The 21,407-nt window shown below is 55.1% G+C and carries 18 protein-coding genes and 4 tRNA genes; 5 read left to right on the top strand and 17 right to left on the bottom strand.

Features of this window, described 5'->3' with window-relative positions; all coding sequences use genetic code 11:
* The first annotated feature begins 204 nt into the window (after nucleotides 1-204).
* From hemC to RY075_RS00955, 5 genes are all read left to right on the top strand, one after another.
* Nucleotides 205-1,146 carry a hydroxymethylbilane synthase gene (gene hemC / locus RY075_RS00975; protein WP_032634371.1) on the top strand — a complete coding sequence of 314 codons (942 nt, stop codon included), beginning with the start codon at nucleotides 205-207 and terminating at the stop codon, nucleotides 1,144-1,146.
* Nucleotides 1,143-1,883 carry a uroporphyrinogen-III synthase gene (hemD, locus tag RY075_RS00970; protein WP_003860818.1) on the top strand — a complete coding sequence of 247 codons (741 nt, stop codon included), beginning with the start codon at nucleotides 1,143-1,145 and terminating at the stop codon, nucleotides 1,881-1,883. Before hemC ends, hemD begins: the two co-directional genes overlap by 4 nt.
* 20 nt (nucleotides 1,884-1,903) lie before the next feature.
* Nucleotides 1,904-3,097, top strand: a complete 1,194-nt coding sequence (gene hemX / locus RY075_RS00965; RefSeq protein ID WP_006812379.1) for a uroporphyrinogen-III C-methyltransferase — start codon at nucleotides 1,904-1,906, stop codon at nucleotides 3,095-3,097.
* 2 nt (nucleotides 3,098-3,099) lie between these two features.
* On the top strand, nucleotides 3,100-4,299 hold the full coding sequence (gene hemY, locus RY075_RS00960; RefSeq protein ID WP_136467366.1) for a protoheme IX biogenesis protein HemY: 1,200 nt from the start codon (nucleotides 3,100-3,102) through the stop codon (nucleotides 4,297-4,299).
* Between the two features lie 168 nt (nucleotides 4,300-4,467).
* On the top strand, nucleotides 4,468-5,679 hold the full coding sequence (locus RY075_RS00955) for a hypothetical protein (protein ID WP_045346008.1): 1,212 nt from the start codon (nucleotides 4,468-4,470) through the stop codon (nucleotides 5,677-5,679).
* A gap of 505 nt (nucleotides 5,680-6,184) precedes the next feature.
* Here the strand turns inward: RY075_RS00955 and RY075_RS00950 are convergent.
* The 17 genes from RY075_RS00950 to trxA form a co-directional block, all read right to left on the bottom strand.
* A tRNA-Pro gene (locus tag RY075_RS00950) sits at nucleotides 6,185-6,261 on the bottom strand.
* A gap of 44 nt (nucleotides 6,262-6,305) precedes the next feature.
* Nucleotides 6,306-6,392, bottom strand: a tRNA-Leu gene (locus RY075_RS00945).
* Nucleotides 6,393-6,413: 21 nt separating this feature from the next.
* Nucleotides 6,414-6,489: transfer RNA gene (locus RY075_RS00940), tRNA-His, on the bottom strand.
* Nucleotides 6,490-6,556: 67 nt separating this feature from the next.
* Nucleotides 6,557-6,633: transfer RNA gene (locus tag RY075_RS00935), tRNA-Arg, on the bottom strand.
* Nucleotides 6,634-6,735: 102 nt separating this feature from the next.
* Entirely contained in the window at nucleotides 6,736-8,121 is a 1,386-nt protein-coding gene (locus RY075_RS00930) for an amino acid permease (protein ID WP_017693946.1), read from the bottom strand.
* A gap of 198 nt (nucleotides 8,122-8,319) precedes the next feature.
* Nucleotides 8,320-9,060 (bottom strand): lipopolysaccharide N-acetylmannosaminouronosyltransferase, encoded by a 741-nt coding sequence (gene wecG, locus RY075_RS00925; RefSeq protein ID WP_022646653.1) that lies wholly within the window; start codon nucleotides 9,058-9,060, stop codon nucleotides 8,320-8,322.
* 12 nt (nucleotides 9,061-9,072) lie between these two features.
* Nucleotides 9,073-10,425: an ECA oligosaccharide polymerase gene (wzyE, locus tag RY075_RS00920; RefSeq protein WP_023323983.1), complete on the bottom strand. Its 1,353-nt coding sequence runs from the start codon at nucleotides 10,423-10,425 to the stop codon at nucleotides 9,073-9,075.
* Nucleotides 10,422-11,501: a TDP-N-acetylfucosamine:lipid II N-acetylfucosaminyltransferase gene (locus RY075_RS00915; RefSeq protein WP_109948588.1), complete on the bottom strand. Its 1,080-nt coding sequence runs from the start codon at nucleotides 11,499-11,501 to the stop codon at nucleotides 10,422-10,424. Before RY075_RS00915 ends, wzyE begins: the two co-directional genes overlap by 4 nt.
* Nucleotides 11,498-12,748 carry a lipid III flippase WzxE gene (gene wzxE / locus RY075_RS00910; RefSeq protein ID WP_061856859.1) on the bottom strand — a complete coding sequence of 417 codons (1,251 nt, stop codon included), beginning with the start codon at nucleotides 12,746-12,748 and terminating at the stop codon, nucleotides 11,498-11,500. Before wzxE ends, RY075_RS00915 begins: the two co-directional genes overlap by 4 nt.
* Before the next feature lies 1 nt (nucleotide 12,749).
* Nucleotides 12,750-13,880, bottom strand: a complete 1,131-nt coding sequence (gene rffA, locus RY075_RS00905; RefSeq protein WP_032608214.1) for a dTDP-4-amino-4,6-dideoxygalactose transaminase — start codon at nucleotides 13,878-13,880, stop codon at nucleotides 12,750-12,752.
* 4 nt (nucleotides 13,881-13,884) lie between these two features.
* Entirely contained in the window at nucleotides 13,885-14,562 is a 678-nt protein-coding gene (rffC, locus tag RY075_RS00900; RefSeq protein WP_032608212.1) for a dTDP-4-amino-4,6-dideoxy-D-galactose acyltransferase, read from the bottom strand.
* Complete coding sequence (gene wecC / locus RY075_RS00895; protein WP_045342691.1) at nucleotides 14,559-15,821, bottom strand: UDP-N-acetyl-D-mannosamine dehydrogenase; 1,263 nt, start codon at nucleotides 15,819-15,821, stop codon at nucleotides 14,559-14,561. The genes rffC and wecC overlap by 4 nt, the downstream gene beginning before the upstream one ends.
* Complete coding sequence (gene wecB / locus RY075_RS00890; RefSeq protein ID WP_006812390.1) at nucleotides 15,818-16,948, bottom strand: UDP-N-acetylglucosamine 2-epimerase (non-hydrolyzing); 1,131 nt, start codon at nucleotides 16,946-16,948, stop codon at nucleotides 15,818-15,820. The genes wecC and wecB overlap by 4 nt, the downstream gene beginning before the upstream one ends.
* 56 nt (nucleotides 16,949-17,004) lie before the next feature.
* The gene (gene wzzE, locus RY075_RS00885) at nucleotides 17,005-18,051 is read right to left on the bottom strand and encodes an ECA polysaccharide chain length modulation protein (protein WP_017383601.1); all 1,047 of its coding nucleotides are present in this window, start codon (nucleotides 18,049-18,051) and stop codon (nucleotides 17,005-17,007) included.
* Nucleotides 18,052-18,064: 13 nt separating this feature from the next.
* The gene (wecA, locus tag RY075_RS00880) at nucleotides 18,065-19,168 is read right to left on the bottom strand and encodes a UDP-N-acetylglucosamine--undecaprenyl-phosphate N-acetylglucosaminephosphotransferase (protein WP_001050933.1); all 1,104 of its coding nucleotides are present in this window, start codon (nucleotides 19,166-19,168) and stop codon (nucleotides 18,065-18,067) included.
* Nucleotides 19,169-19,410: 242 nt separating this feature from the next.
* The gene (gene rho, locus RY075_RS00875; RefSeq protein WP_001054528.1) at nucleotides 19,411-20,670 is read right to left on the bottom strand and encodes a transcription termination factor Rho; all 1,260 of its coding nucleotides are present in this window, start codon (nucleotides 20,668-20,670) and stop codon (nucleotides 19,411-19,413) included.
* Nucleotides 20,671-21,011: 341 nt separating this feature from the next.
* Complete coding sequence (gene trxA, locus RY075_RS00870; RefSeq protein WP_006812392.1) at nucleotides 21,012-21,341, bottom strand: thioredoxin TrxA; 330 nt, start codon at nucleotides 21,339-21,341, stop codon at nucleotides 21,012-21,014.
* Between the last annotated feature and the right edge of the window lie 66 nt (nucleotides 21,342-21,407).

Below are 21,407 nucleotides of genomic sequence, written 5' to 3'. Positions count from 1 at the left end.
TCAATTTAACACCTTGCCGGTTGACCGTAAAGAAAGATGCGCTACATACAAGTGTAGCACCGTTCTGTACGTGTAAATTCCTGAATACGGCGATGGCTGACGAATACGCCGCCCTGTCCCTCTCACTCTTCATCAACCGTAAAACTGCCATCCGAGTGTCAACAATGTTAGGATGGTTAGCGATTGATAATGACGGTAACAAGCATGTTAGACAATGTTTTGAGAATTGCCACACGCCAAAGTCCTCTTGCACTCTGGCAGGCACATTATGTTAAGCAGCGCCTGGAAGCCTGCCACACCGGATTACGCGTTGAGCTGGTGCCAATGGTTACGCGTGGCGATGTCATACTGGATACGCCGCTGGCCAAAGTGGGCGGAAAAGGTCTGTTTGTCAAAGAGCTGGAGCTGGCATTGCTTGAGAACCGCGCCGATATCGCCGTGCATTCGATGAAGGATGTGCCCGTTGAGTTCCCGGAAGGGCTGGGGCTGGTGACCATCTGCGAGCGCGAGGATCCGCGCGATGCGTTTGTCTCTAATCGATATGACTCGCTCGATGCGTTGCCGGCAGGCAGCGTGGTCGGCACGTCAAGTTTACGCCGCCAGTGTCAGCTGGCTGAACGTCGCCCGGATCTGGTGATCCGTTCGCTGCGCGGGAACGTCGGCACACGCCTTGGCAAGCTGGATAACGGCGACTACGATGCCATTATTCTTGCGGTTGCGGGCCTGAAACGCCTGGGGCTGGAAAAACGCATTCGCGTGGCGTTGCCGCCGGAGCTGTCGCTGCCCGCCGTCGGCCAGGGCGCCGTCGGCATTGAGTGTCGTCTGGATGATGTGCGCACTCAGGCACTGCTGGCGCCGCTGAATCATGACGATACCGCCGTTCGCGTAAAAGCCGAGCGCGCGATGAATACACGCCTCGAAGGAGGCTGTCAGGTGCCAATTGGCAGCTATGCTGAATTAACTGACGGTGAACTGTGGCTGCGTGCGCTGGTTGGCGCGCCGGACGGCTCGCATATGGTTCGCGGTGAACGTCGCGGCAAACCGCAAGATGCCGAGGCGCTTGGCGTATCGCTGGCGGAAGAGCTGCTGAATAACGGCGCACGTGAAATTCTGGCCGAGGTCTATAACGGAGAGCCCCCTGCATGAGCATACTTGTCACCCGCCCTTCTCCCGCAGGAGAGCAGTTAGTGAGCCGTCTGCGCGCACTGGGGCAGGTGGCCTGGAGTTTTCCGCTGATTGAATTCTCCCCCGGTCGCGAGCTGCCTGAGCTCGCTGACCAGATGCGTCTCTTGCAGGAAGGCGATCTGCTCTTTGCGCTGTCGCAGCATGCCGTGGAGTTTGCCCATGCGCAGCTGCAACAACAGGGCGTTCGCTGGCCTCACGCCCCCCGCTATTTCGCCATCGGGCGCACTACGGCGCTGGCCTTACATACCGCGAGCGGAATCGATGTTCGTTACCCGTTAGATCGGGAAATCAGCGAAGTCTTGCTACAATTACCTGAATTACAAAACATTGCCGGAAAGCGCGCGCTTATTTTGCGCGGCAACGGTGGCCGCGAACTGCTGGGCGAGACGCTGCGCGAACGCGGCGCAGACGTGACGTTTGTGGAGTGCTATCAGCGCTGTGCAAAACACTATGATGGCGCGGAAGAAGCAATGCGCTGGCACGCCCGCGGTATTAATACGCTGGTGGTCACCAGCGGTGAAATGTTACAACAGCTTTGGTCGCTGATTCCGCTTTGGTATCGCGAAAACTGGTTACTCCGCTGTCGGCTTCTGGTCGTCAGTGAGCGTCTGGCGAACCACGCCCGGGAACTGGGCTGGCAGGATATTCGGATCGCTGAAAACGCCGACAACGATGCGCTGCTGCGCGCATTACAATAACTCTCAAATGGGAAGCCATAATGACGGAACACGAAAAATCCTCCGCCGTGGTTGAAGAGACCAGGGAGACTGTGGACACCACGTCACAGCCAGAGACGACAGACACAACCGTTGAGAAGAAAAACGGCAGCAATAAAACCAGCCTCACGCTGAGCGTGATTGCCATCGCGATTGCGCTGGCCGCAGGCGTGGGTCTCTACGGACTGGTGAAGAAACAAGGCACCAACCAGACGGCCACCAGCGACGCGCTGGTTAACCAAATCACTGCCCTACAGAAAGCGCAGGAGACGCAAAAAGCTGAGCTGGAAGGTGTGATCAAACAGCAGGCTGCCGCCCTCGCCGACGCGAACAGCAAACGTGAAGAGTTGACCAAACAGCTGAGCGAAGTGCAGGAAAAAGTCGCCACAATTTCGGGAACCGATGCCAAAACCTGGCTACTTTCACAGGCCGATTTTCTGGTGAAACTGGCCGGGCGCAAGCTCTGGAGCGATCAGGATGTCACCACCGCCGCCGCGCTGCTGAAAAGCGCCGACGCAAGCCTGGCTGATATGAACGATCCGAGCCTCATCAACGCACGCCGCGCTATTACGGAAGATATCGCCAGCCTGTCCGCGGTTTCTCAGGTCGACTACGACGGTATCATCCTTAAGGTGAATCAGCTCTCGAACCAGATTGATAACCTTCAGCTGGCCGATAACAACGACGATGACTCTCCGATGGATTCCGACGGTACCGAGCTGTCCAGTTCCCTGAGCGAATGGCGTATCAACCTGCAAAAGAGCTGGCAGAACTTTATGGACAGCTTTATAACCATTCGCCGCCGCGATGAAACTGCCGTGCCGCTGCTGGCACCGAACCAGGACGTCTATCTACGCGAAAACATTCGTTCCCGCCTGTTGGTCGCGGCGCAGGCCGTGCCGCGTCACCAGGAAGAGACCTACAAACAGGCGCTGGATAACGTTTCAACCTGGGTACGTGCTTACTACGATACCAATGATGCAACCACGACCGCGTTCCTTGAGGATATCGACAAGCTGAGCCAGCAAAACATCACCATGAACGTACCGGACAAGCTGGAAAGCCAGCCGATTCTGGAGAAGATCATGCAGACGCGCGTGCGTAACTTGCTGGCCCAGCCGGGCGTTCCGGCAGAGCGTCCGGCTGAAGCACCTGCCGCCGCGCCAGCGCCTGAAAGCGCGCCGCAAGGAGAGTAATGATGCTAAAAGTCTTCTTACTCTTCATCCTGCTGATCGCCGGGATTGTACTGGGGCCGATGCTTGCGGGTCACCAGGGTTACGTATTGATCCAGACCGATAACTACAACATCGAAACCAGCGTAACAGGGCTGGCGATTATCCTGATCCTGGGTGTGGTCGTTCTGCTGGCAGTGGAGTGGCTCCTGCGTCGTATTTTCCGTACCGGCGTACATACGCGCGGCTGGTTCGTTGGCCGTAAGCGCCGTCGCGCCCGTAAGCAGACCGAGCAGGCATTGCTGAAGCTGGCCGAAGGTGACTATCAGCAGGTTGAAAAGCTAATGTCGAAAAATGCCGACCATGCAGAACAGCCGGTTGTTAACTATCTCCTGGCCGCTGAGGCGGCGCAACAGCGAGGCGATGAGGCCCGCGCCAATCAGCATCTTGAACGCGCGTCTGAGCTCTCTACTAAGGATCCGATTCCGGTTGAGATCACCCGCGTTCGTCTGCAACTGGCGCGCAATGAAAACCATGCCGCACGTCACGGCGTTGACCGTCTGCTGGAAATTACCCCTCGTCATCCGGAAGTGCTGCGTCTTGCTGAGCAGGCATATATTCGGACCGGTGCATGGGGCTCGCTGCTGGACATTATCCCTTCCATGGCGAAAGCCGACGTGGGTGATGATGAACATCGTGATGAACTTCAGCGTCTGGCCTGGATTGGCCTGATGGATCAGGCGCGCGCCGATCTCGGCAGCGACGGCCTGAAAACCTGGTGGAAAAACCAGAGCCGCAAAACGCGCCAGCAGGTTCCTCTTCAGGTTGCGATGGCAGAACATCTGATTGAGTGTGACGACCATGACACCGCGCAGGAGATCCTCCTCGACGGTCTCAAGCGACAGTATGATGACCGCCTGGTGATGGTCATCCCGCGTCTGAAAACCAACAATCCGGAACAAATTGAAAAAGCACTGCGCCAGCAGATCAAAACCGTGGGCGATCGTCCGCTGCTGTGGAGTACGCTGGGCCAGTCTCTGATGAAACACGGCGAGTGGCAGGAGGCGAGTCTCGCCTTCCGCGCCGCGCTGAAGCAACGCCCGGACGCATTTGATTACGCCTGGCTTGCTGATTCGCTGGACAAGCAACACAAGCCGGAAGAGGCCGCAGCTATGCGCCGTGATGGGCTGTTATTGACGTTGCAAAATAACGGAACGCAGCAGTAATTAACAGGAGGCCAGATGGCCTCCTTTTTTTATCTCATTTCTCCTGCTACATTCTTTTAACACTCACCTGCAAACGAACCCGCCAATGTAACGATGTCTTTTCCTTAACTTTTTTTTTGCACACGCGCTTACCCGCGTGGAATAAACCGTTTCTGAAAGGATATCGTCATGAACTCGCTTTTATATGCGCTTTTCGAAGCGCTGCGGTGCTATCGCTGGCTCCGCCTGCTGGCCTGCGCCTTTATCTTTAGCTCCCTGGGTAATGGCTTAACTCAGGTTGTTGTTTTCGGATTATTGTTACAGTGGTCAGCCCCGTCAGCGCTGTTAACCCTCGCCTTCCTTTTTGCTACGGTGCCCGGTTTTATCGGCAGCCTGATTGGTGAAAAGCTGTGCCAGCGGTTTTCACCTCTCTACCTGTTGATGCTGACCGAATGGCTGGGCTTGCTCGCCCTGCTCTTTCCCCTTTCAGGCGCACATTACCACAGCATACCGGCGCTGCTTGCGGTGCAATCCACAGAAGCGTTGCTGAGCGGGATGAGCTGGCCTGCGTTAACGCTTCTGTTTAAACGCGGACTGCATGAGGCAGAACTGCCTGCGGCAACGTGTCTGGAAAATGTGATTTTTGCCTCCCAGGTTTTGTTAGGAACCGGGCTGGGTGTGGTGTTGTTCCAGCGCATCCCGGTCTTCGCCTTACTGGTCATCGACGCCGCCAGTTTTATGGGATCGCTGGTCATGCTGTTTCTCGCAGAACGCCAGTATGTAGCGCGTCCAGCACCGTTGCCTGTCGGGGACCCTCAACCTGTGGCATTGCGCTGGCAAACTCTGACCCTTCGACAAAAACGCAGTTTGCTGATTTTGCCTGCCCTTGCTGCCGTAGGCTCGCCTGCAATGGCGTTGCTGCCAGCACTGGCGCAGCAGATCAACCCCGAGAATGCCGCTGGGCTTGCGCTGCCCTTGCTTTTTGCCAGAAGCCTGGGACAGCTTTGTGGCCCCTTGCTGCTCAGAAAAGAGAGTCTGACGCGCTTTGCAGCAAGAACGCCTTTGCTACTTAGCTGTCTTGCTCTTTTTCTGGCAGCCTATGGGTTGCTTCCGTTTTTATCCGCATGGGTCGTGCTTGCGCTGGGGATGATCTTTATCGCGCATCTGGCGTCGAATATCGTTTTTGCGGCGGGTACGTTTGGGGTACTGAGTAATTTTCAGGCTATACAGATATCCGCTGCCAGCGGTAAGGCCTGGCGCTGGCAAACGTTGAGCGCTTCCCTTTTTACGGGCCTCGCCGCAATGACGGCGACGATATTGGGAGCGGCTCAGACGCTATATGCTGTCTCTGCTATCGCACTGCTGTTGGTGGCGCTGGTCCTGGCCCATTATCGTGAATAAGGCATAAAAAAACGCCTGCTATAAAAGCAGGCGTTAAAACAGGTCTGTAAGACAACATATTTGGTGCTTCACTCAACGTTGTGTCCATGGTGTCTGATGAGGCCGAAGCGACATCTGTCAGTGGACGATAAGCACCGTAAACGGCTCTGCGTCATTCCTGAGTTTATGAGGCCTTAAGGCGAACATAAGAGATGGAATGAGCATCTACACGCATATTATTGCATGTAATGTGCCAGGTTTACACGCAGAACTTTTACATCGCGCAACATTTTAAGATAAAAGGAAATTATGCTGTTAAGAACCGCCTGAAGCCATACAACATCGCGCTAAAGTCGGTGAACTGTCGCCACAAGGAGACAGGTTAAGAGGTAAAATAACAAATACTTAAATATTAATGGTTTATATGTCGCTGAATCGCGACAAGGATGTGGGGTGTTGTCGGGAAATGACTACAGGATAAAAAAACGCAGAAAACAAAAAACCCCGCCGAAGCGGGGTTCAAAATTGGTCGGCGAGAGAGGATTCGAACCTCCGACCCACTGGTCCCAAACCAGTTGCGCTACCAAGCTGCGCTACTCGCCGATGTACTGCTTTTTTGAATTTTTAGTTCAACTCATTAAAAGTCGTGGTGCGAGGGGGGGGACTTGAACCCCCACGTCCGTAAGAACACTAACACCTGAAGCTAGCGCGTCTACCAATTCCGCCACCTTCGCAATTCACAACTCTTTCAATAATGGGGTGGCTAATGGGATTCGAACCCACGACAACTGGAATCACAATCCAGGGCTCTACCAACTGAGCTATAGCCACCACTGTATTCTTTCACGCGGTTCTGACTACTTCTCAGACCACCGCAGCTCTAGCGCCGGGACTAAAATGGCGCGCCCGACAGGATTCGAACCTGAGACCTCTGCCTCCGGAGGGCAGCGCTCTATCCAGCTGAGCTACGGGCGCTTAGCGCCGTTGCGGGGCTGGATATTACGTACCTCCGTCCCCGCTGTCTAGTGCTTTTTTGAAAAAAATGCGCGTTTGGTTATGGTTTGCACATTTTGCCGCTTATTCCTCCACTTTATGGGCGGAGCCACGGCGACCCAGGCCAAAAAGTTTATATGCAGCTGTGACGGCAGCCAGGAAGATCATCCCGACAAACAGCGACATGCGGGTATCTTCATTAAAGTACATTCCAATTAATACGCAAATCAGGAACGCCATCGTCAAATAGTTCGCATACGGGAACAGAATGGAGCGGAACGGATGGCTGGCGATCGCTTTTTTGTGCGCCTGCCGGAAACGCAACTGGCTAATCAAAATGACAAACCACGGTACCATCCCCGGCAGCACGCTGGCGCTATAGACGTAAACAAACACGCGCTGCGGATTTGGGATGATGTAGTTCAGGCAAGAGCCAATCAGCAAAATCACAATCGACACCGCTACGCCCGCCACCGGTACACCTACGCGGGAGACTTTGCCCATCACAGCCGGCAGCTGTTTGTTTTGCGAGAGCGCGTAAAGCATACGCCCACAGCTGTACATTCCGCTGTTACAGCCGGAAAGCGCCGCCGTCAGTACCACAAAGTTGATAATGGCGGCTGCCGCCGTGATGCCAATCTTAGCGAAAGTTAGGACAAACGGGCTGCCGGTGGTGCCGATCTCGTTCCATGGGAAAATGGTCACGATAACGAAGATCGCGCCCACATAGAAAATCAGGATACGCCACAGCACCTTGCCTACCGCGCTACGCAGTGTGACCTGCGGGTTTTTCGCCTCACCGGCGGTAATGCCGATCAGCTCAACGCCCTGATAGGAGGCGACAACGATACAGAGCGCCGTCAGAAAGCCCTTCCAGCCACCCGCAAAAAAGCCGCCGTGCCCGGTCAGGTTACCGAAACCGATAGCGTGCCCGCCGTTACCGAAGCCAAAGAAGATGACACCCAGACCCACAACAATCATCACGATGATGGTGGTAACTTTGATCATCGCAAACCAGAACTCGATTTCACCGTAAAGACGAACGGCGGCAAGGTTCGCCAGCGCCACTAGCCCTACGGCAATAAGCGCAGGTATCCACTGGGCCATCTCCGGGAACCAGAACTGCACGTAGACCCCGATGGCGGTGATCTCCGAAATCCCGACGGCCATCCACATAAACCAGTACGACCAGGCCGTGAGATAACCAAAGAACGGGCTCATATACCGGTGGGCGTAAACGGCGAAAGAGCCCGTTACCGGCTCCAGGAACAGCATTTCGCCCATTGAGCGCATGATGAAGAAGACGAACAGTCCGGCAATAATATACGCCAGCAGGACGGAAGGCCCCGCCCATTTCAGCGTGCTTGCCGAGCCCATAAACAGGCCAACGCCGATAGTCCCGCCCAGCGCGATCAATTCAATATGTCGAGCTTCCAGCCCACGCTGAAGCTCCGGTTTTTTCTCTGCCATAATTCCTCGGTTGTGTTTGCTGTTTCCCGACTTATTGCCGGGTATTGTTTTTGAGGGGTACTGAAATACGGAGCGAATGGTTTCTTAAATTCTGGCAAATGGCAAACAATGCATTAAAAAAATGAATGCATTGCACAGAAATTCAGCAGCTTTGCAGGGGGCGTTGCAGCGCGAACAGCAGATCGCGCTGCATATTGATTACATTTTACCGGTGTAGTGCCAGGCGAGGTAGCGCAGAAGACGAATCTGTCGTTTGATTCGTGTCGGTTGAGAAAGCAGGCGGTAGAGCCACTCCAGCCCCAGGTTTTGCCAGACTTTGGGCGCACGCTTAACGTGGCCGGTAAAGACGTCGTAGGTGCCGCCGACGCCCATATAGAGCGCATCCGGGCTGACCAGACGGCAATCGCGCATTAGAATTTCCTGGCGCGGCGACCCCATGGCGACAGTGACAATTTTCGCCCCGCTGTCGCGCACGCGCTCATATAACGCCTGGCGATCTTCCGGCCTGAAATAGCCATCCTGACTGCCCACGATGTTAACATTCCACTGGTTACGCAGCTTTTGTTCGGTCTGCGCCAGCACCTCTGGCTTGCCGCCGATCAAAAATACCGGTGTGCCTTCAGCGCCTGCGCGTTCCATAAGCCGCTCCCAAAGGTCAGCTCCCGCCACGCGAGACACATTAGCGTCTGGAAACTTTTTACGAATTGAACGCACCACGCTAATACCGTCTGCGTATTTAAACTCCGCGGCTTCAATCAGGCTTTTCACTTCCGCATTATCTTCAACCGCCAGCATTTTTTCTGCGTTGATGGCCACAAGCGTGCCCGATTTCATCTGCCCGTCCGCGAACAGGAAATCCAGCGCGTGCTGCATGTCTCGCCAGCCAATCAGCTGTAGCCCGCGCAGCGCATAACGCGGGGCTGAAGTTGTATCCGTCATGATAATCCCTACTCAGACTTGCGACAGCGTTGTGCTGCCCTGTGGCTCACGTCTGTGCACAAGCCCTGCACTGTCAAACAACCAGTACAGCAGTTTTGCCAGCAGCAGACAGAGTCCGAAAACGACCATAAAGAACACCACGCGTGAGACGAATGAATCCAGCCCCTCGCGCGCCAGAACGATCATATTGAAAATGGCACCGAAACAGAAACTGTGCAAAACAGCGGCTTTGTAGCGGTTGGTCTCTTCGTTACCCAGCGTATATAGCCAGTCGAACCATTTTATTATCAACCCGACCGCGATCGCGCCCGGCAGGATAAACCACGTTCCGCCCATCACTACCAGCGAGCCAATCAGGGTTGGGGAAATCGCCAGGCCCGAATGGTTGTTCAGCACTTCCCAGGTAAAGTAGTTCGCCGTGTTCAGGACAATACCGGGACGGTCAGGCCACAGCCACGTCGGTATAAAGACATAGAAATCGCGAACAATCGGCGCCAGCCCCTGGAATTCGATTTTGTCGTAGTTTTGCAGCAGCAATGCCAGGTTTTCCCACGGCGAGAAGGTGTCGCGCGTCAGATACAGGAAGGTATAAAACGCTTCGTCGCCCGCCACGTTCAGTCCGTAGCGCTTCAGCGCCAGCCAGAACATCCCCACAATGCCAAAGACGCCTGCCGCCGCCAGCATCCACAGCGAGATCCAGCCGCGAATAATGCCGATAAACAGGAAAATCGCGAAGGCGATAATGATGTTGGCGCGGGTGCCGCCGACGATCATGTAGGTCAGAATGCCAAATGCGACGGTGCTGACCAGGAAGAACAGCCAGGCTTTGCTGTCCTGACGCAGGAAAAAGACCACCAGCATCGCCGGAATGAAGAAATAGAAGAAACGCTTGAGCGCGACACCAGAGACTTCGGCGGAGAAAATCTGGCTATAGGACTGTAACTTAAACAGTAAAAAGCCGTTATGCATGAAGAAGATCGCCACGCTGACGAGGGCGATGGTCATCAGCATAACCCACGTCAGATGGGTTTCTACCCGGTTCATGGTAAACAGCGGACGACGGGGTGCGGTGTCTTTCGCCGCGCGCAGGCGCGTTTTATAGGTGACGTAATACACCGCGTAGAAGCAGGTCGCAGAGAGCAGTGCCTGCAACAAGATTTCCGGCGGAGCGACGCCAACATCAAAGCGGAACACGAGGATGCTGGTCAGCGGGAAGCCAAAGAAAAAGGTCAGCAAAAACAGCAGCGAGAAGAAAACGTTGAAGTTAAAACGTACGCGCCGGAACTCAAACCAGGTGAGCGTGGCGATAAACAGCGTGCTCAGCAGCCAGACCACCAGCAAGCCGCTAAATTGCAACTGGCTCATGCGTTGTCTCCTGAAGCAATACGCAGCGCGTGGTGCCACGGCGTGAGGTAGTTCGGGCTGAAAAAGTCGATGCTATTTTTATCCACCAGCGTGAGCTGACGCTGCGCTTCCCGTACGACCTCGACATTAAGCGTGTCAGAGGTAAACAGCATCGGAATATGCTGTTCGGCCATGTCCTGCCAGAACGGGTTTTCGCGGTTGAGCACGCACGGTACGCCTGCCTGAATCAGCAGACACAGCGTACCAATCCCCTGCTGACGGGCAAAGATGAAATAGCCCAGATCGCATTTTCGCAGGAGCGCGAGATAGTCATCAAATTCCAGCTTATCGTTGAGAATGTGCAGATTTTCCGCGCTAAACAGCGCAAGCCCCTGCTGGCGAACGTCATTGATGTAGGCGTCGTTATTGGCGGGATAGCCCATCGGCACCACTACGTTCACCGTATCGCCAAACTGCTGATGCACCGCCCGCAGCGCCGCGACATGCTCGTTACTGCGATCGCCGGAATTTCCCACCAGGATGGTCAGTTTGCCCTCACGAACCGCGTCATTCGCCAGGGTGTTCAGCGCAGGATCCATACGGGTCGGAAAATAGAGCAGCTCCCCGCGAACCTTCGGGTGCTGTTTAGCAAAATAGTTGAGATCGCCACGGGTAGCAAAAACGCAGCCCACGCGCGCCTGGGCCAGACGACGCAGCGGATAGAAAAGACGGAATTTCCAGCCACGGGAGACTTCGTAGAGATCCGCTCCCCAGATATGCCAGCTGAACTGGGAAGGTTTTATCCCGCCGCTTAACAGCGCCAGCCACAGGCCAGTATTGAACTGTCCGTGGAAGAAGAAACGCTGGCTTCGGTCCGCTTTAGCTTTCGCGACAACGGCTTTGGTCAGCGCCGCTTTGTCTGGCCAGAAGGTGATGTGCAATGCCGGACACGCCGCGCTCAGACCGTTATCGCGTCCAACGACCATAAACTCGCGCGCATCGGGCGTGCCGGATGCCAGTTCATCATTGAAGAAACGTAGAACGGTCTGGTTGTGATGCGGGATATCCGATCCCAGTATGTGTATCAGTGCAGTCATGCGCGTTTACGCCAAAGTAAAAATACGCCGCAACAGGCAGCGAAATAAACGATATAAGTTGCCATATAGGCCTGAGCCGCCCCCAGCGCACCGTGGGTGGGGATCAGCCAGTGAGAAAATGCCGTCAGCAGCGCAAACTGGCCGATCTCTGCCAGGATATACAACCGCAGCGAAGCCTTCGCAATCACCAGATAGCCGAAAACGTATGCCCCCACTTTCAGCACATCGCCGACCAGTTGCCAGGCAAACAGATCGCGCATGGCGGTAAACTTCGCCGAAAACAGCAGCCAGATGGCGAAATCACGCATTAACCAGACGGTAAAGCTGGCGATCGCAACCGCCGGCAACACAAAACGCAGGGAGCGAAAAATCTCGCGGGTAATATCCTGCCTGGAAGTCAGGCGCGATAAGGTTGGCAGCAAATAGACGCTAAAGGAAGCCGTAATAAATTGGAGGTAAGCATCTGAAATACTGCTCACGCCCTGCCAGATCCCCACTTCATCCCAGCTGTAATGCGCTGCCAGCAGGTTTCGCATCATCACGTAGGCAACGGGAAGCGTTACCGAAGTGATGAGCGCCATCAGGGTAAACTTACCGAGCTGCCCCGCCAGCATCTTGTCCCACTGCGGTTTCAGGTAACTCAGCGGGACATTGCCTCTGCGCATCAGCATAAACGCAGCCGGAATGACAACGAGCGCAGGCACCAGCGCCAGCCCCAGCAGCGCGCCTTCATAGCCGCCCAGCCGATAGCAAAAGTAGTAGGCGATAACGCCGATGATGCTGCCGAGGATCAGCGCCAGCGCATTCCCGGCGGCATCACGGAAGCCTTTCATCAGCGCCAGCAGCAGGTTCGCCCAGGCGATCCCCATCTGAACCAGCGCCACCAGGCGCACCAGCCCCTGATAATGCGTGTGTCCGAACAGCCCCTGGCTGATGGGTGCCGCCGCCAGCAAAAAGACGACGGCCAGCAACGTAGAGAAGCCCAGCACCATAGCCGAGGAGGTGCCCACCACCGTGCGGAGCTTTTCGGCATCGTCATGATGCTGCGCGACGTATTTGGTGACGCCATTGAATATCCCGGCTCCCGCCAGCACGCCAAGCACCGTGACCAGCTGGCGGAAGTTCCCTGCCAGCCCAACGCCTGACGGACCAAATGAGACGGCCAGCAGCTTGACGACCAGTAACCCGGCGCCAATTTTTACTAGCGTGGACGCTGCCGTCCACACCGACGCTTTTGCCAGAGACATATCAGGCGAAATAACTCAGAAGCGAATTGATCACCGTACGCTGGTTCACCGGCGCGAGGTTGTAGAACAGGGGCAGGCGGAGCAGACGTTCGCTCTCTTTGGTGGTGTAGCGGTCTTCACCGGCAAACATCCCGAAGGCTTCGCCAGCCGGGCTGGAGTGCAGCGGAATATAGTGGAATACCGCCATAATTTCCGCCTCTTTCAGCCAGGCAATCAGCTTGCTGCGATCGTCGTTATCGCGCAGCTTGATGTAGAACATGTGAGCGTTGTGGATACAGTCTGCCGGAATAGTCGGCAGTTCAATACGTCCGGCTTTTGCCAGCGGCTCCAGCGCGTCGTAGTAGGTTTGCCACAGGGAGAGGCGTTGCAGATTGATTCGCTCTGCCGCTTCCAGCTGCGCCCAGAGATACGCGGCCTGCAAATCCGCCATCAGGTAGCTTGAGCCGATATCGCGCCAGGTGTACTTATCCACCTGACCGCGGAAGAACTGGCTGCGGTTGGTCCCTTTTTCACGGATCACTTCCGCACGCTCCACCAGGGCACGATCGTTAATCAGCGTCGCGCCGCCTTCGCCGCCTGCGGTGTAGTTTTTGGTTTCGTGGAAGCTAAAGCAGCCGATATGACCGATGGTGCCCAGCGCGCGACCTTTGTAGGTGGACATCACGCCCTGCGCGGCGTCTTCCACCACAAACAGGTTGTGCTTTTTGGCGATGGCCATGATGGTGTCCATCTCACAGGCCACGCCCGCGTAATGCACCGGCACAATCGCCCGCGTTTTGTCAGTGATCGCCGCTTCAATCAGCGTTTCGTCGATGTTCATGGTATCCGGACGGATATCCACAAACACGATTTTCGCCCCGCGCAGGACAAACGCGTTCGCCGTGGAGACGAAGGTGTAGCTCGGCATGATCACTTCATCGCCAGGCTGGATATCCAGCAGCAGCGCCGCCATCTCGAGCGATGCGGTACAGGACGGCGTCAGCAGCACCTTGGCACTGTGAAAACGTTGCTCCATCCACTGCTGGCAGCGGCGGGTAAAACCGCCGTCGCCACAGAGCTTGCCGCTGCCCATAGCCGACTGCATGTAATCAAGTTCAGTGCCCACAACGGGAGGCGCGTTAAATGGAATCATCTTGTCACCTGTATAACCAGTAGGCGGTGGCGTCGATGCTGGCACCACTCGCAATATAACGTTTAAGCGCAGCGGTGTTGCCCATCTGGGTTGCGACCCGCAGCGTCGATACCTGTTGTTGCTCCGCCCAGTGCAGCGCCGCCTGCATGAGTTTCTCGCCCATGCCGCGCCCGGCTAACAATCCGATGCGCGCCTCGTGCTCGGTGAGCCTGCGAAGCGAAACAAAACCCTGAATCTGTCCCCCGTCAGTACGGAACACCAGACAGACGTGGTCAAACGTGCCTTTGACCGCATTCTCTATCCACTGAGCATAAAAGCGACCGCTGTCATCGGGCGCATACCAGGGCGCCCGGAAACGGCTCTGAGCGAAGGCCAGCGCCGCCATCTTGCGCAGCGTGGGGATATCCTGCTCCGTTGCAATTTCCGCGCCCGGTGAGGCGTAGCGCGCCACGGTAACAGAGAGATCAACCTCGCCCTCGACCAGCCGGAATCCGTGCTGCTGGAGGGCGTCCAGCAGATCGGCGCGGTCCGCCGGGATCTTAGCCTGTACGCGCTGCCAGGCGCTGAAGTCTGCATCCTGCAACGCAGGGGCATTGTCGTGCAGACGCACTATCGCTGAGGGACGCGCAAAAAATGCGCTTTCCCACTCAAGAGACTCCAGCACGCCGTTGAGGATACTCAACGCCACACGCCTTTGGTATCAACAACATACTGCTGACGTACGGCATCACCGGAGACCGCTTTAAACGCATTGTGATCCACCAGCAGCACCAGCACATCCGCCGTCGCCAGCGCGTCATCCAGGGCGGTAAGGGTGCAGTGACCGGCAAGTTTTGCCGGCAACGCATGAATATTCGGCTCAACCACCAGCGTTTCACCGCTGTGCCAGGCAGCGATCATTTCGGCAATTTCCATCGCCGGGCTTTCGCGCAGATCGTCAATATTCGGTTTGAATGCCAGACCAAAGCAGGCAATTTTCAGCTCACTGGCGCGTTTGCCGCTGTCGGCCAGGCAATCCGCGACCGTGGCTTTGACCTGGTTGATAACCCAGTGCGGTTTATGGTCGTTTACTTCGCGCGCGGTGCGAATCAGGCGTGCCTGTTCCGGATTTTGCGCCACGATAAACCACGGATCGACCGCGATGCAGTGCCCACCCACGCCCGGCCCCGGCTGAAGGATGTTCACGCGGGGGTGACGGTTGGCAAGGCGAATAAGTTCCCAGACGTTAATCCCCTGATCGGCGCAAATCAACGACAGTTCATTCGCAAACGCGATGTTAACGTCGCGGAAACTGTTTTCGGTCAGTTTGCACATCTCGGCGGTGCGGGAGTTGGTCACCACACATTCGCCTTCAAGGAAAATTTTATACAGCTCGCTGGCGCGCGCGGAGCAGACTGGCGTCATGCCGCCAATCACGCGGTCATTTTTAATCAGTTCCACCATCACCTGGCCTGGCAGTACGCGCTCAGGGCAGTAGGCGATATTGATATCGGCCTGGTCGCCCACCTGCTGGGGGAAGCTAAGATCGGGACGCGCCTCGGCCAGCCACTGTGCCATCTGCTCGGTTGCCCCAACAGGTGAAGTGGACTCAAGGATAACCAGCGCCCCTTTCTTCAGCACAGGCGCAATGGATTTTGCCGCCGCCTCGACGTAAACCATGTCAGGCTCATGATCGCCTTTAAAGGGCGTTGGAACCGCAATCAGGTACGCATCGGCTTCTACCGGCGTGGTGCTGGCGCGCAGGAAGCCACCGTCCACCGCCTTTTTCACCACGCGATCGAGATCGGGCTCCACGATATGAATTTCGCCACGGTTGATGGTTTCCACCGCGCGCGCGTTGATATCTACGCCAACGACCTGCTTTTGACGAGAGGCAAAGGCCGCCGCAGTAGGCAGCCCGATATAGCCAAGACCAACAACAGAGATGGTAGTAAAACTCATAGCGTTACCCGATTGTGTTTAAGTGCGTGCAAAATACGACCACAAGCCTGCCCGTCACCGTACGGATTGTGGGCCCGGCTCATCGCCTGATACTCTTCATCGTCATGCAGTAAGCGCGTGACCTCTTCGACAATACGACGCGGATCCGTTCCCACCAGACGCACGGTACCAGCAGTGACCGCTTCCGGGCGTTCGGTGGTTTCACGCATCACCAGTACCGGCTTACCGAGTGAAGGCGCCTCTTCCTGAATGCCGCCAGAATCGGTCAGGATCAGCCAGGCGTGGTTCATCAGCCAGACAAATGGCAGATAGTCCTGCGGCTCGATCAGGAGCACGTTTTCCACGTGACCCAGGATACGGTTGACCGGTTCGCTGACGTTCGGGTTGAGGTGCACCGGATAGACAATCTGCACATCCTCGTTCTGCGCGGCGATTTCAGCCAGCGCGTGGCAGATTTGCTCAAAGCCACGACCAAAGCTTTCGCGGCGGTGGCCCGTCACCAGAATCGTTTTCTTGCCGTTGTTCAGGAACGGATAGCGCGCAGCAAGTTCTGCCTGAAGCTCGCTGTTAGCCAGCACGCGGTCACGCACCCAAATCAGCGCATCAATGACCGTATTGCCGGTGACGAAGATCTTGCTGTCGCTGATATTTTCGCGCAGCAGGTTTTGGCGTGAGTTCTCGGTTGGCGCAAAATGGTACATCGCCAGGTGACCGGTGAGCGTACGGTTGGCCTCTTCCGGCCACGGGGAATAGAGATTGCCGGTACGCAGACCCGCTTCAATATGACCAACGGGGATACGCTGATAGAACGCGGCCAGGCTGGTTGCCACGGTAGTGGTGGTGTCGCCGTGCACCAGCACTACATCCGGCTTGAACGACTCCAGAATAGGCTTTAATTCTTGCAGAATACGGCAGGTGATTTCCGTCAGTCCCTGTCCCGGTTTCATTATATTGAGATCGTAATCCGGGACGATAGAAAAGAGGGTTAAGACCTGATCGAGCATCTCACGGTGCTGGGCAGTCACGCACACTTTCGCTTCAATATCAGGATCTCTGGCCAGCGCATGAACCAGAGGCGCCATCTTGATGGCCTCCGGCCTGGTGCCAAATACGGTTAGTACTTTCACATCGATTCTCTTCGATTAGACGATGAAGGCCGCAGCCTTCATCGTAGACGGCGTTCTTAGTTTGTGCGGCGACGCAATAACGCTACGCCAGCGCCAGTCAGTGCGCCCACAATCCCCCACATGATCATCAGGAATGCGCGACGCGGACTATCGCGTTTTACAGGCTCTTCAGGCGTTCTTAAATAACGATAGGTCTGAAAACGCGGGTCCAGCGTTGGACCGACGTTGAGCGTATTGAGCATGGCGCGGTTTTGGTCGTAATCAAGGTCAAAGTCAGGGCCAACGGCCTGGATATTTTCCAGACGTGCCTGAAGCATTGGGCGACCAAGAAGGAACATTTCTGAATCCGGGAGTTCGTCCGCCGGAACATCCGTTTCGCTACGGGAAATATTGTGCTGTTCCGCAATCTTCAGCGCCTGCTCAAGATTATGCACGCGACGGGCGAAGATGGCCTTAGCGACCTCTTCCTGGCGTTTGACCTGCGCTTTCATCTGGATAGTGCGCGCAGCCCAGGCGCCTTTCAGCTCGTCATTCAAATGACTGGCCGCGCGCTGGCTGGCAAAAGCAACGTACTGACGCAACAGGTTATTGGCGTCCGGCGCCGTTTCCGCAATCAGCTTCACGCTGTCGCTAACGTTACGAAGCACATCGCCAGGCATAAACTGAATGTTATTAATCAGATCGTCCAGCAGCGCGGCATCCGCTTTGCTGTTACCGACCATGCGCTGCTTGTAGTAGTCCGTCTGGGACCAGAAATCGCGACGTGTATCCCACGACGCCAGCTGCATCACAAACTCTTTGTAGGATTCATCCATCACCGAGGCCTGATCCGGGGTCGCCAGATTGGCCTTGATATCAAGATTACGCAGGAATTGCTGCTGGGAGTAGTAGCCTCCAAGCATATTCACCGTTGGTCGGTCTGTGATCGCCGTGGCGCTCCACTCTTGTTTTGCAAAGAAGGTGTAAGCAAGCGCTAACAGCGCGAACCCCAGGGCAATCCCTACAATCCACAGTTTGCCCTGCCATAACACGCGAAACAAACCACGAATATCCAGCTCGTTCTCAGTGCCCACTGATTTCGCTCCCGCCAACGGTTGAGTCATCATAGTCCCGGTTTTACTTAGTTAATGTTGTGTTTTTGCCACTGTTCCGACGCATCCTGCGTTTTAAACGTTTAATAAAACGCGCGACTTTCCATGCACGCTTGATGCAGTAACCGTACATGAAAAATGCTAGCAAGAATAATACCAACATTACCCATTCAGGAATGAAATGTGCGTATTCCGCGGCAACGCCAATCGCAGCCAGAATAGCAGCCGCAAGCGTAATCAACACAAATGCCTGACGAGACGTGAAGCCGGCGCGCATAATCAGGTGGTGAATATGCTGCCGATCGGGAGAAAACGGGCTCATCCCTTTACGCAGACGGCGGTACATAATAGCGACCATGTCCATCAGCGGGATGGCGATAATCCAGAGGGCCGTTACCGGGCTGATAGGGTGCGTTTTACCCTGCGTGGTTTCCAGCAGGACCCAGATAACCGTAAAGCCAATCAGGGTACTGCCCGCATCGCCCATAAAGACTTTATAGCGACGCCCTAACACACCCAGGTTCAGGCAGATGTATGGCAGGATGGCGGCAATCATAGCAAAGCACCACATTGACAGGCTGTACTGGCCGTCAAACCATAAGATGATGCCGATCGCGCCAAACGAAACAGAGGACAGCCCACCAAGCAGACCGTCTATACCGTCAACCATGTTAAAGGCGTTGATAGCCGCCCACACGGCAAACAGCGTCAGGAAGAAGCCGAATGGCCCAAGCACCAGCTCCCAGGGACCAAACACGTAGCCCAGGCTTCTGAGATAGAGGCCGCCTACCACCATCATAATGATGCCAATGGCCGCCTGTACCGTCGCGCGGAACTTCACGCTGATATCAAAACGATCATCAAGGGCGCCGACCAGTACCAGCACACCGGCACATGCCAGATAGAGTGCGGCATGGGGGATATAATAATCCGCGATCCCGAATGTGAAACAGATGCCTGCGTATACCGAAATGCCGCCCACCAGCGGAATAAGCCCCTGATGACGTTTACGGAAGTTCGGTTTGTCCACTAACCCAATTCTTTTTGCTACCTTGCGCGCAATGAACAAAAAACAGGTTGTGAATAAAAAAATACTGATCAGCTCAGTTACTGCAGTGAGTAGATTCACAATGGATTGCTCTCAACAAATGTTAGTCCCGGAAGTATAACCATGAAGCCTCTGCCTCAGAAGGATTAAAGATGGCTTCTCACAACTCCCTTTGTATGTTTTTCAATCAATTATTTCTTTGACTGTGCAAACATTCTTATTGTCGCACCGACAGGTCAAAATTGGGAGTGTGTGGTAATAGCGTATAGTCCATAAATAAAAAACGCCACGTAAAAACGTGGCGTTTACTGGGATTATTTGCGTTACGAGCGTTTCATCATGTCGAAGAAATCGTCGTTCGTTTTGGTCATCGCCAGTTTGTTGATGAGGAATTCCATTGCGTCGATTTCGCCCATTGGATGGATGATTTTGCGCAGGATCCACATTTTCTGAAGCTCTTCCTGAGTGGTAAGCAGCTCTTCTTTACGGGTACCGGAACGGTTGTAGTCGATCGCCGGGAAGACGCGTTTTTCTGCGATTTTACGAGAAAGGTGCAGTTCCATGTTGCCTGTACCTTTGAACTCTTCGTAGATAACTTCGTCCATTTTGGAGCCGGTATCGATCAGCGCCGTCGCGATAATGGTCAGGCTACCGCCCTCTTCCACGTTACGCGCCGCACCGAAGAAACGCTTCGGACGATGCAGGGCGTTGGCATCCACACCACCGGTCAGTACTTTACCGGAAGCCGGCACCACGGTGTTGTAGGCACGCGCCAGACGGGTGATGGAGTCGAGCAGGATGATCACATCTTTCTTGTGCTCAACCAGGCGTTTCGCCTTCTCGATAACCATTTCCGCAACCTGAACGTGGCGGGAAGCAGGCTCGTCGAAGGTAGACGCAACCACTTCCCCTTTCACCAGACGCTGCATCTCGGTCACTTCTTCCGGACGTTCGTCAATCAGCAGCACCATCAGCACACAGTCTGGGTGGTTGTAAGCAATGCTCTGCGCGATGTTTTGCAGCAGCATGGTTTTACCGGCTTTTGGCGGCGCCACAATCAGACCACGCTGGCCACGACCAATTGGCGATGCCAGATCCAGCACACGCGCGGTTAAATCTTCAGTAGACCCGTTACCACGCTCCATGCGCAGGCGAGAGTTCGCGTGCAGCGGCGTTAAGTTCTCGAACAGGATCTTATTGCGGGAGTTTTCCGGTTTGTCGTAGTTAACTTCGTTAACCTTCAACAGCGCAAAGTAGCGTTCACCCTCTTTTGGAGGACGAATCTTACCTGAAATGGTGTCACCAGTGCGGAGGTTGAAACGGCGGATTTGGCTAGGGGATACGTAGATGTCGTCAGGGCCGGCGAGGTAGGAGCTGTCTGCGGAGCGGAGGAAACCAAATCCGTCTTGCAGTATCTCCAGCACACCGTCGCCAAAGATATCTTCGCCACTCTTAGCGTGCTGCTTCAGGATGGCGAAAATGATGTCCTGCTTGCGCATACGAGCCTGGTTTTCCAGTCCCATATTTTCGCCGAGAGTGATCAGCTCAGAAACCGGCGTATTCTTTAATTCGGTAAGATTCATAATGGTGTGGGTTCTTAAACTCGGGGTGATTCTCGAACTTAATGTTGTGAATGGTATGGCAGGGTCATCCATGCCTGTTTAGCGGCCATCACCTCATGTCTGTTCGCTGTCTGGTCACAGGGAAAGAACGCAGAACTGAAACGACAAGACGGATTGAGTGACAAGCCCGGAATCTAGCAACTTCACGCACTGTTTATGTTAACAACGGGAAGTATCGGGTAAAACAAGATTCAAACAACAAGATATGTTTAAAACGTAGTCATAGCTAACTTAGCACGACTAAAGCCGGGCGTCCAGATCTCGCCGTTAATTAGGCGCTCTGGACGCTCAGCTGAGAAACCTTACGCCAGGTTAGCGTCCAGGAACTCTTTCAGTTGACCTTTGGACAGTGCGCCCACTTTGGTCGCTGCCACGTCACCGTTCTTGAACAGCAGCAGGGTCGGGATGCCACGGATACCGTATTTTGGCGCGGTGCCCGGGTTCTGGTCGATGTTCAGCTTGGCAACGGTCAGTTTGCCCTGATATTCGTCAGCGATTTCATCCAGAATCGGAGCGATCATTTTGCAAGGACCACACCATTCAGCCCAGAAATCAACGAGGATCAGCCCGTCAGCTTTAAGTACGTCCGTGTCAAAACTGTCGTCAGTCAGGTGAATAATTTTATCGCTCATATATAACTCCACAGGAATAAGCCTGGTACGTTGGTTTTGTCTCCACCAACGACGTGTTGATGTCGC

Source organism: Enterobacter sp. JJBC, assembly GCF_036936505.1.
In the GTDB taxonomy this organism is placed as follows: domain Bacteria; phylum Pseudomonadota; class Gammaproteobacteria; order Enterobacterales; family Enterobacteriaceae; genus Enterobacter; species Enterobacter hormaechei_C.
This window is presented reverse-complemented; position numbering and strand designations above follow the sequence as displayed.

Excerpts from the sequence above, each read along its gene's own strand:
- RY075_RS00915 (WP_109948588.1), bottom strand. The coding sequence starts at position 11,501 with ATGACTGCACTGATACACATACTGGGATCGGATATCCCGCATCACAAC.
- hemC (WP_032634371.1), top strand. The coding sequence starts at position 205 with ATGTTAGACAATGTTTTGAGAATTGCCACACGCCAAAGTCCTCTTGCA.
- RY075_RS00930 (WP_017693946.1), bottom strand. The coding sequence starts at position 8,121 with ATGGCAGAGAAAAAACCGGAGCTTCAGCGTGGGCTGGAAGCTCGACAT.
- wzxE (WP_061856859.1), bottom strand. The coding sequence starts at position 12,748 with ATGTCTCTGGCAAAAGCGTCGGTGTGGACGGCAGCGTCCACGCTAGTA.
- wecG (WP_022646653.1), bottom strand. The coding sequence starts at position 9,060 with ATGACGGATACAACTTCAGCCCCGCGTTATGCGCTGCGCGGGCTACAG.
- RY075_RS00955 (WP_045346008.1), top strand. The coding sequence starts at position 4,468 with ATGAACTCGCTTTTATATGCGCTTTTCGAAGCGCTGCGGTGCTATCGC.
- hemD (WP_003860818.1), top strand. The coding sequence starts at position 1,143 with ATGAGCATACTTGTCACCCGCCCTTCTCCCGCAGGAGAGCAGTTAGTG.
- rho (WP_001054528.1), bottom strand. The coding sequence starts at position 20,670 with ATGAATCTTACCGAATTAAAGAATACGCCGGTTTCTGAGCTGATCACT.
- wzyE (WP_023323983.1), bottom strand. The coding sequence starts at position 10,425 with ATGAGCCAGTTGCAATTTAGCGGCTTGCTGGTGGTCTGGCTGCTGAGC.
- hemX (WP_006812379.1), top strand. The coding sequence starts at position 1,904 with ATGACGGAACACGAAAAATCCTCCGCCGTGGTTGAAGAGACCAGGGAG.
- wzzE (WP_017383601.1), bottom strand. The coding sequence starts at position 18,051 with ATGACTCAACCGTTGGCGGGAGCGAAATCAGTGGGCACTGAGAACGAG.
- wecC (WP_045342691.1), bottom strand. The coding sequence starts at position 15,821 with ATGAGTTTTACTACCATCTCTGTTGTTGGTCTTGGCTATATCGGGCTG.
- trxA (WP_006812392.1), bottom strand. The coding sequence starts at position 21,341 with ATGAGCGATAAAATTATTCACCTGACTGACGACAGTTTTGACACGGAC.
- hemY (WP_136467366.1), top strand. The coding sequence starts at position 3,100 with ATGCTAAAAGTCTTCTTACTCTTCATCCTGCTGATCGCCGGGATTGTA.
- rffA (WP_032608214.1), bottom strand. The coding sequence starts at position 13,880 with ATGATTCCATTTAACGCGCCTCCCGTTGTGGGCACTGAACTTGATTAC.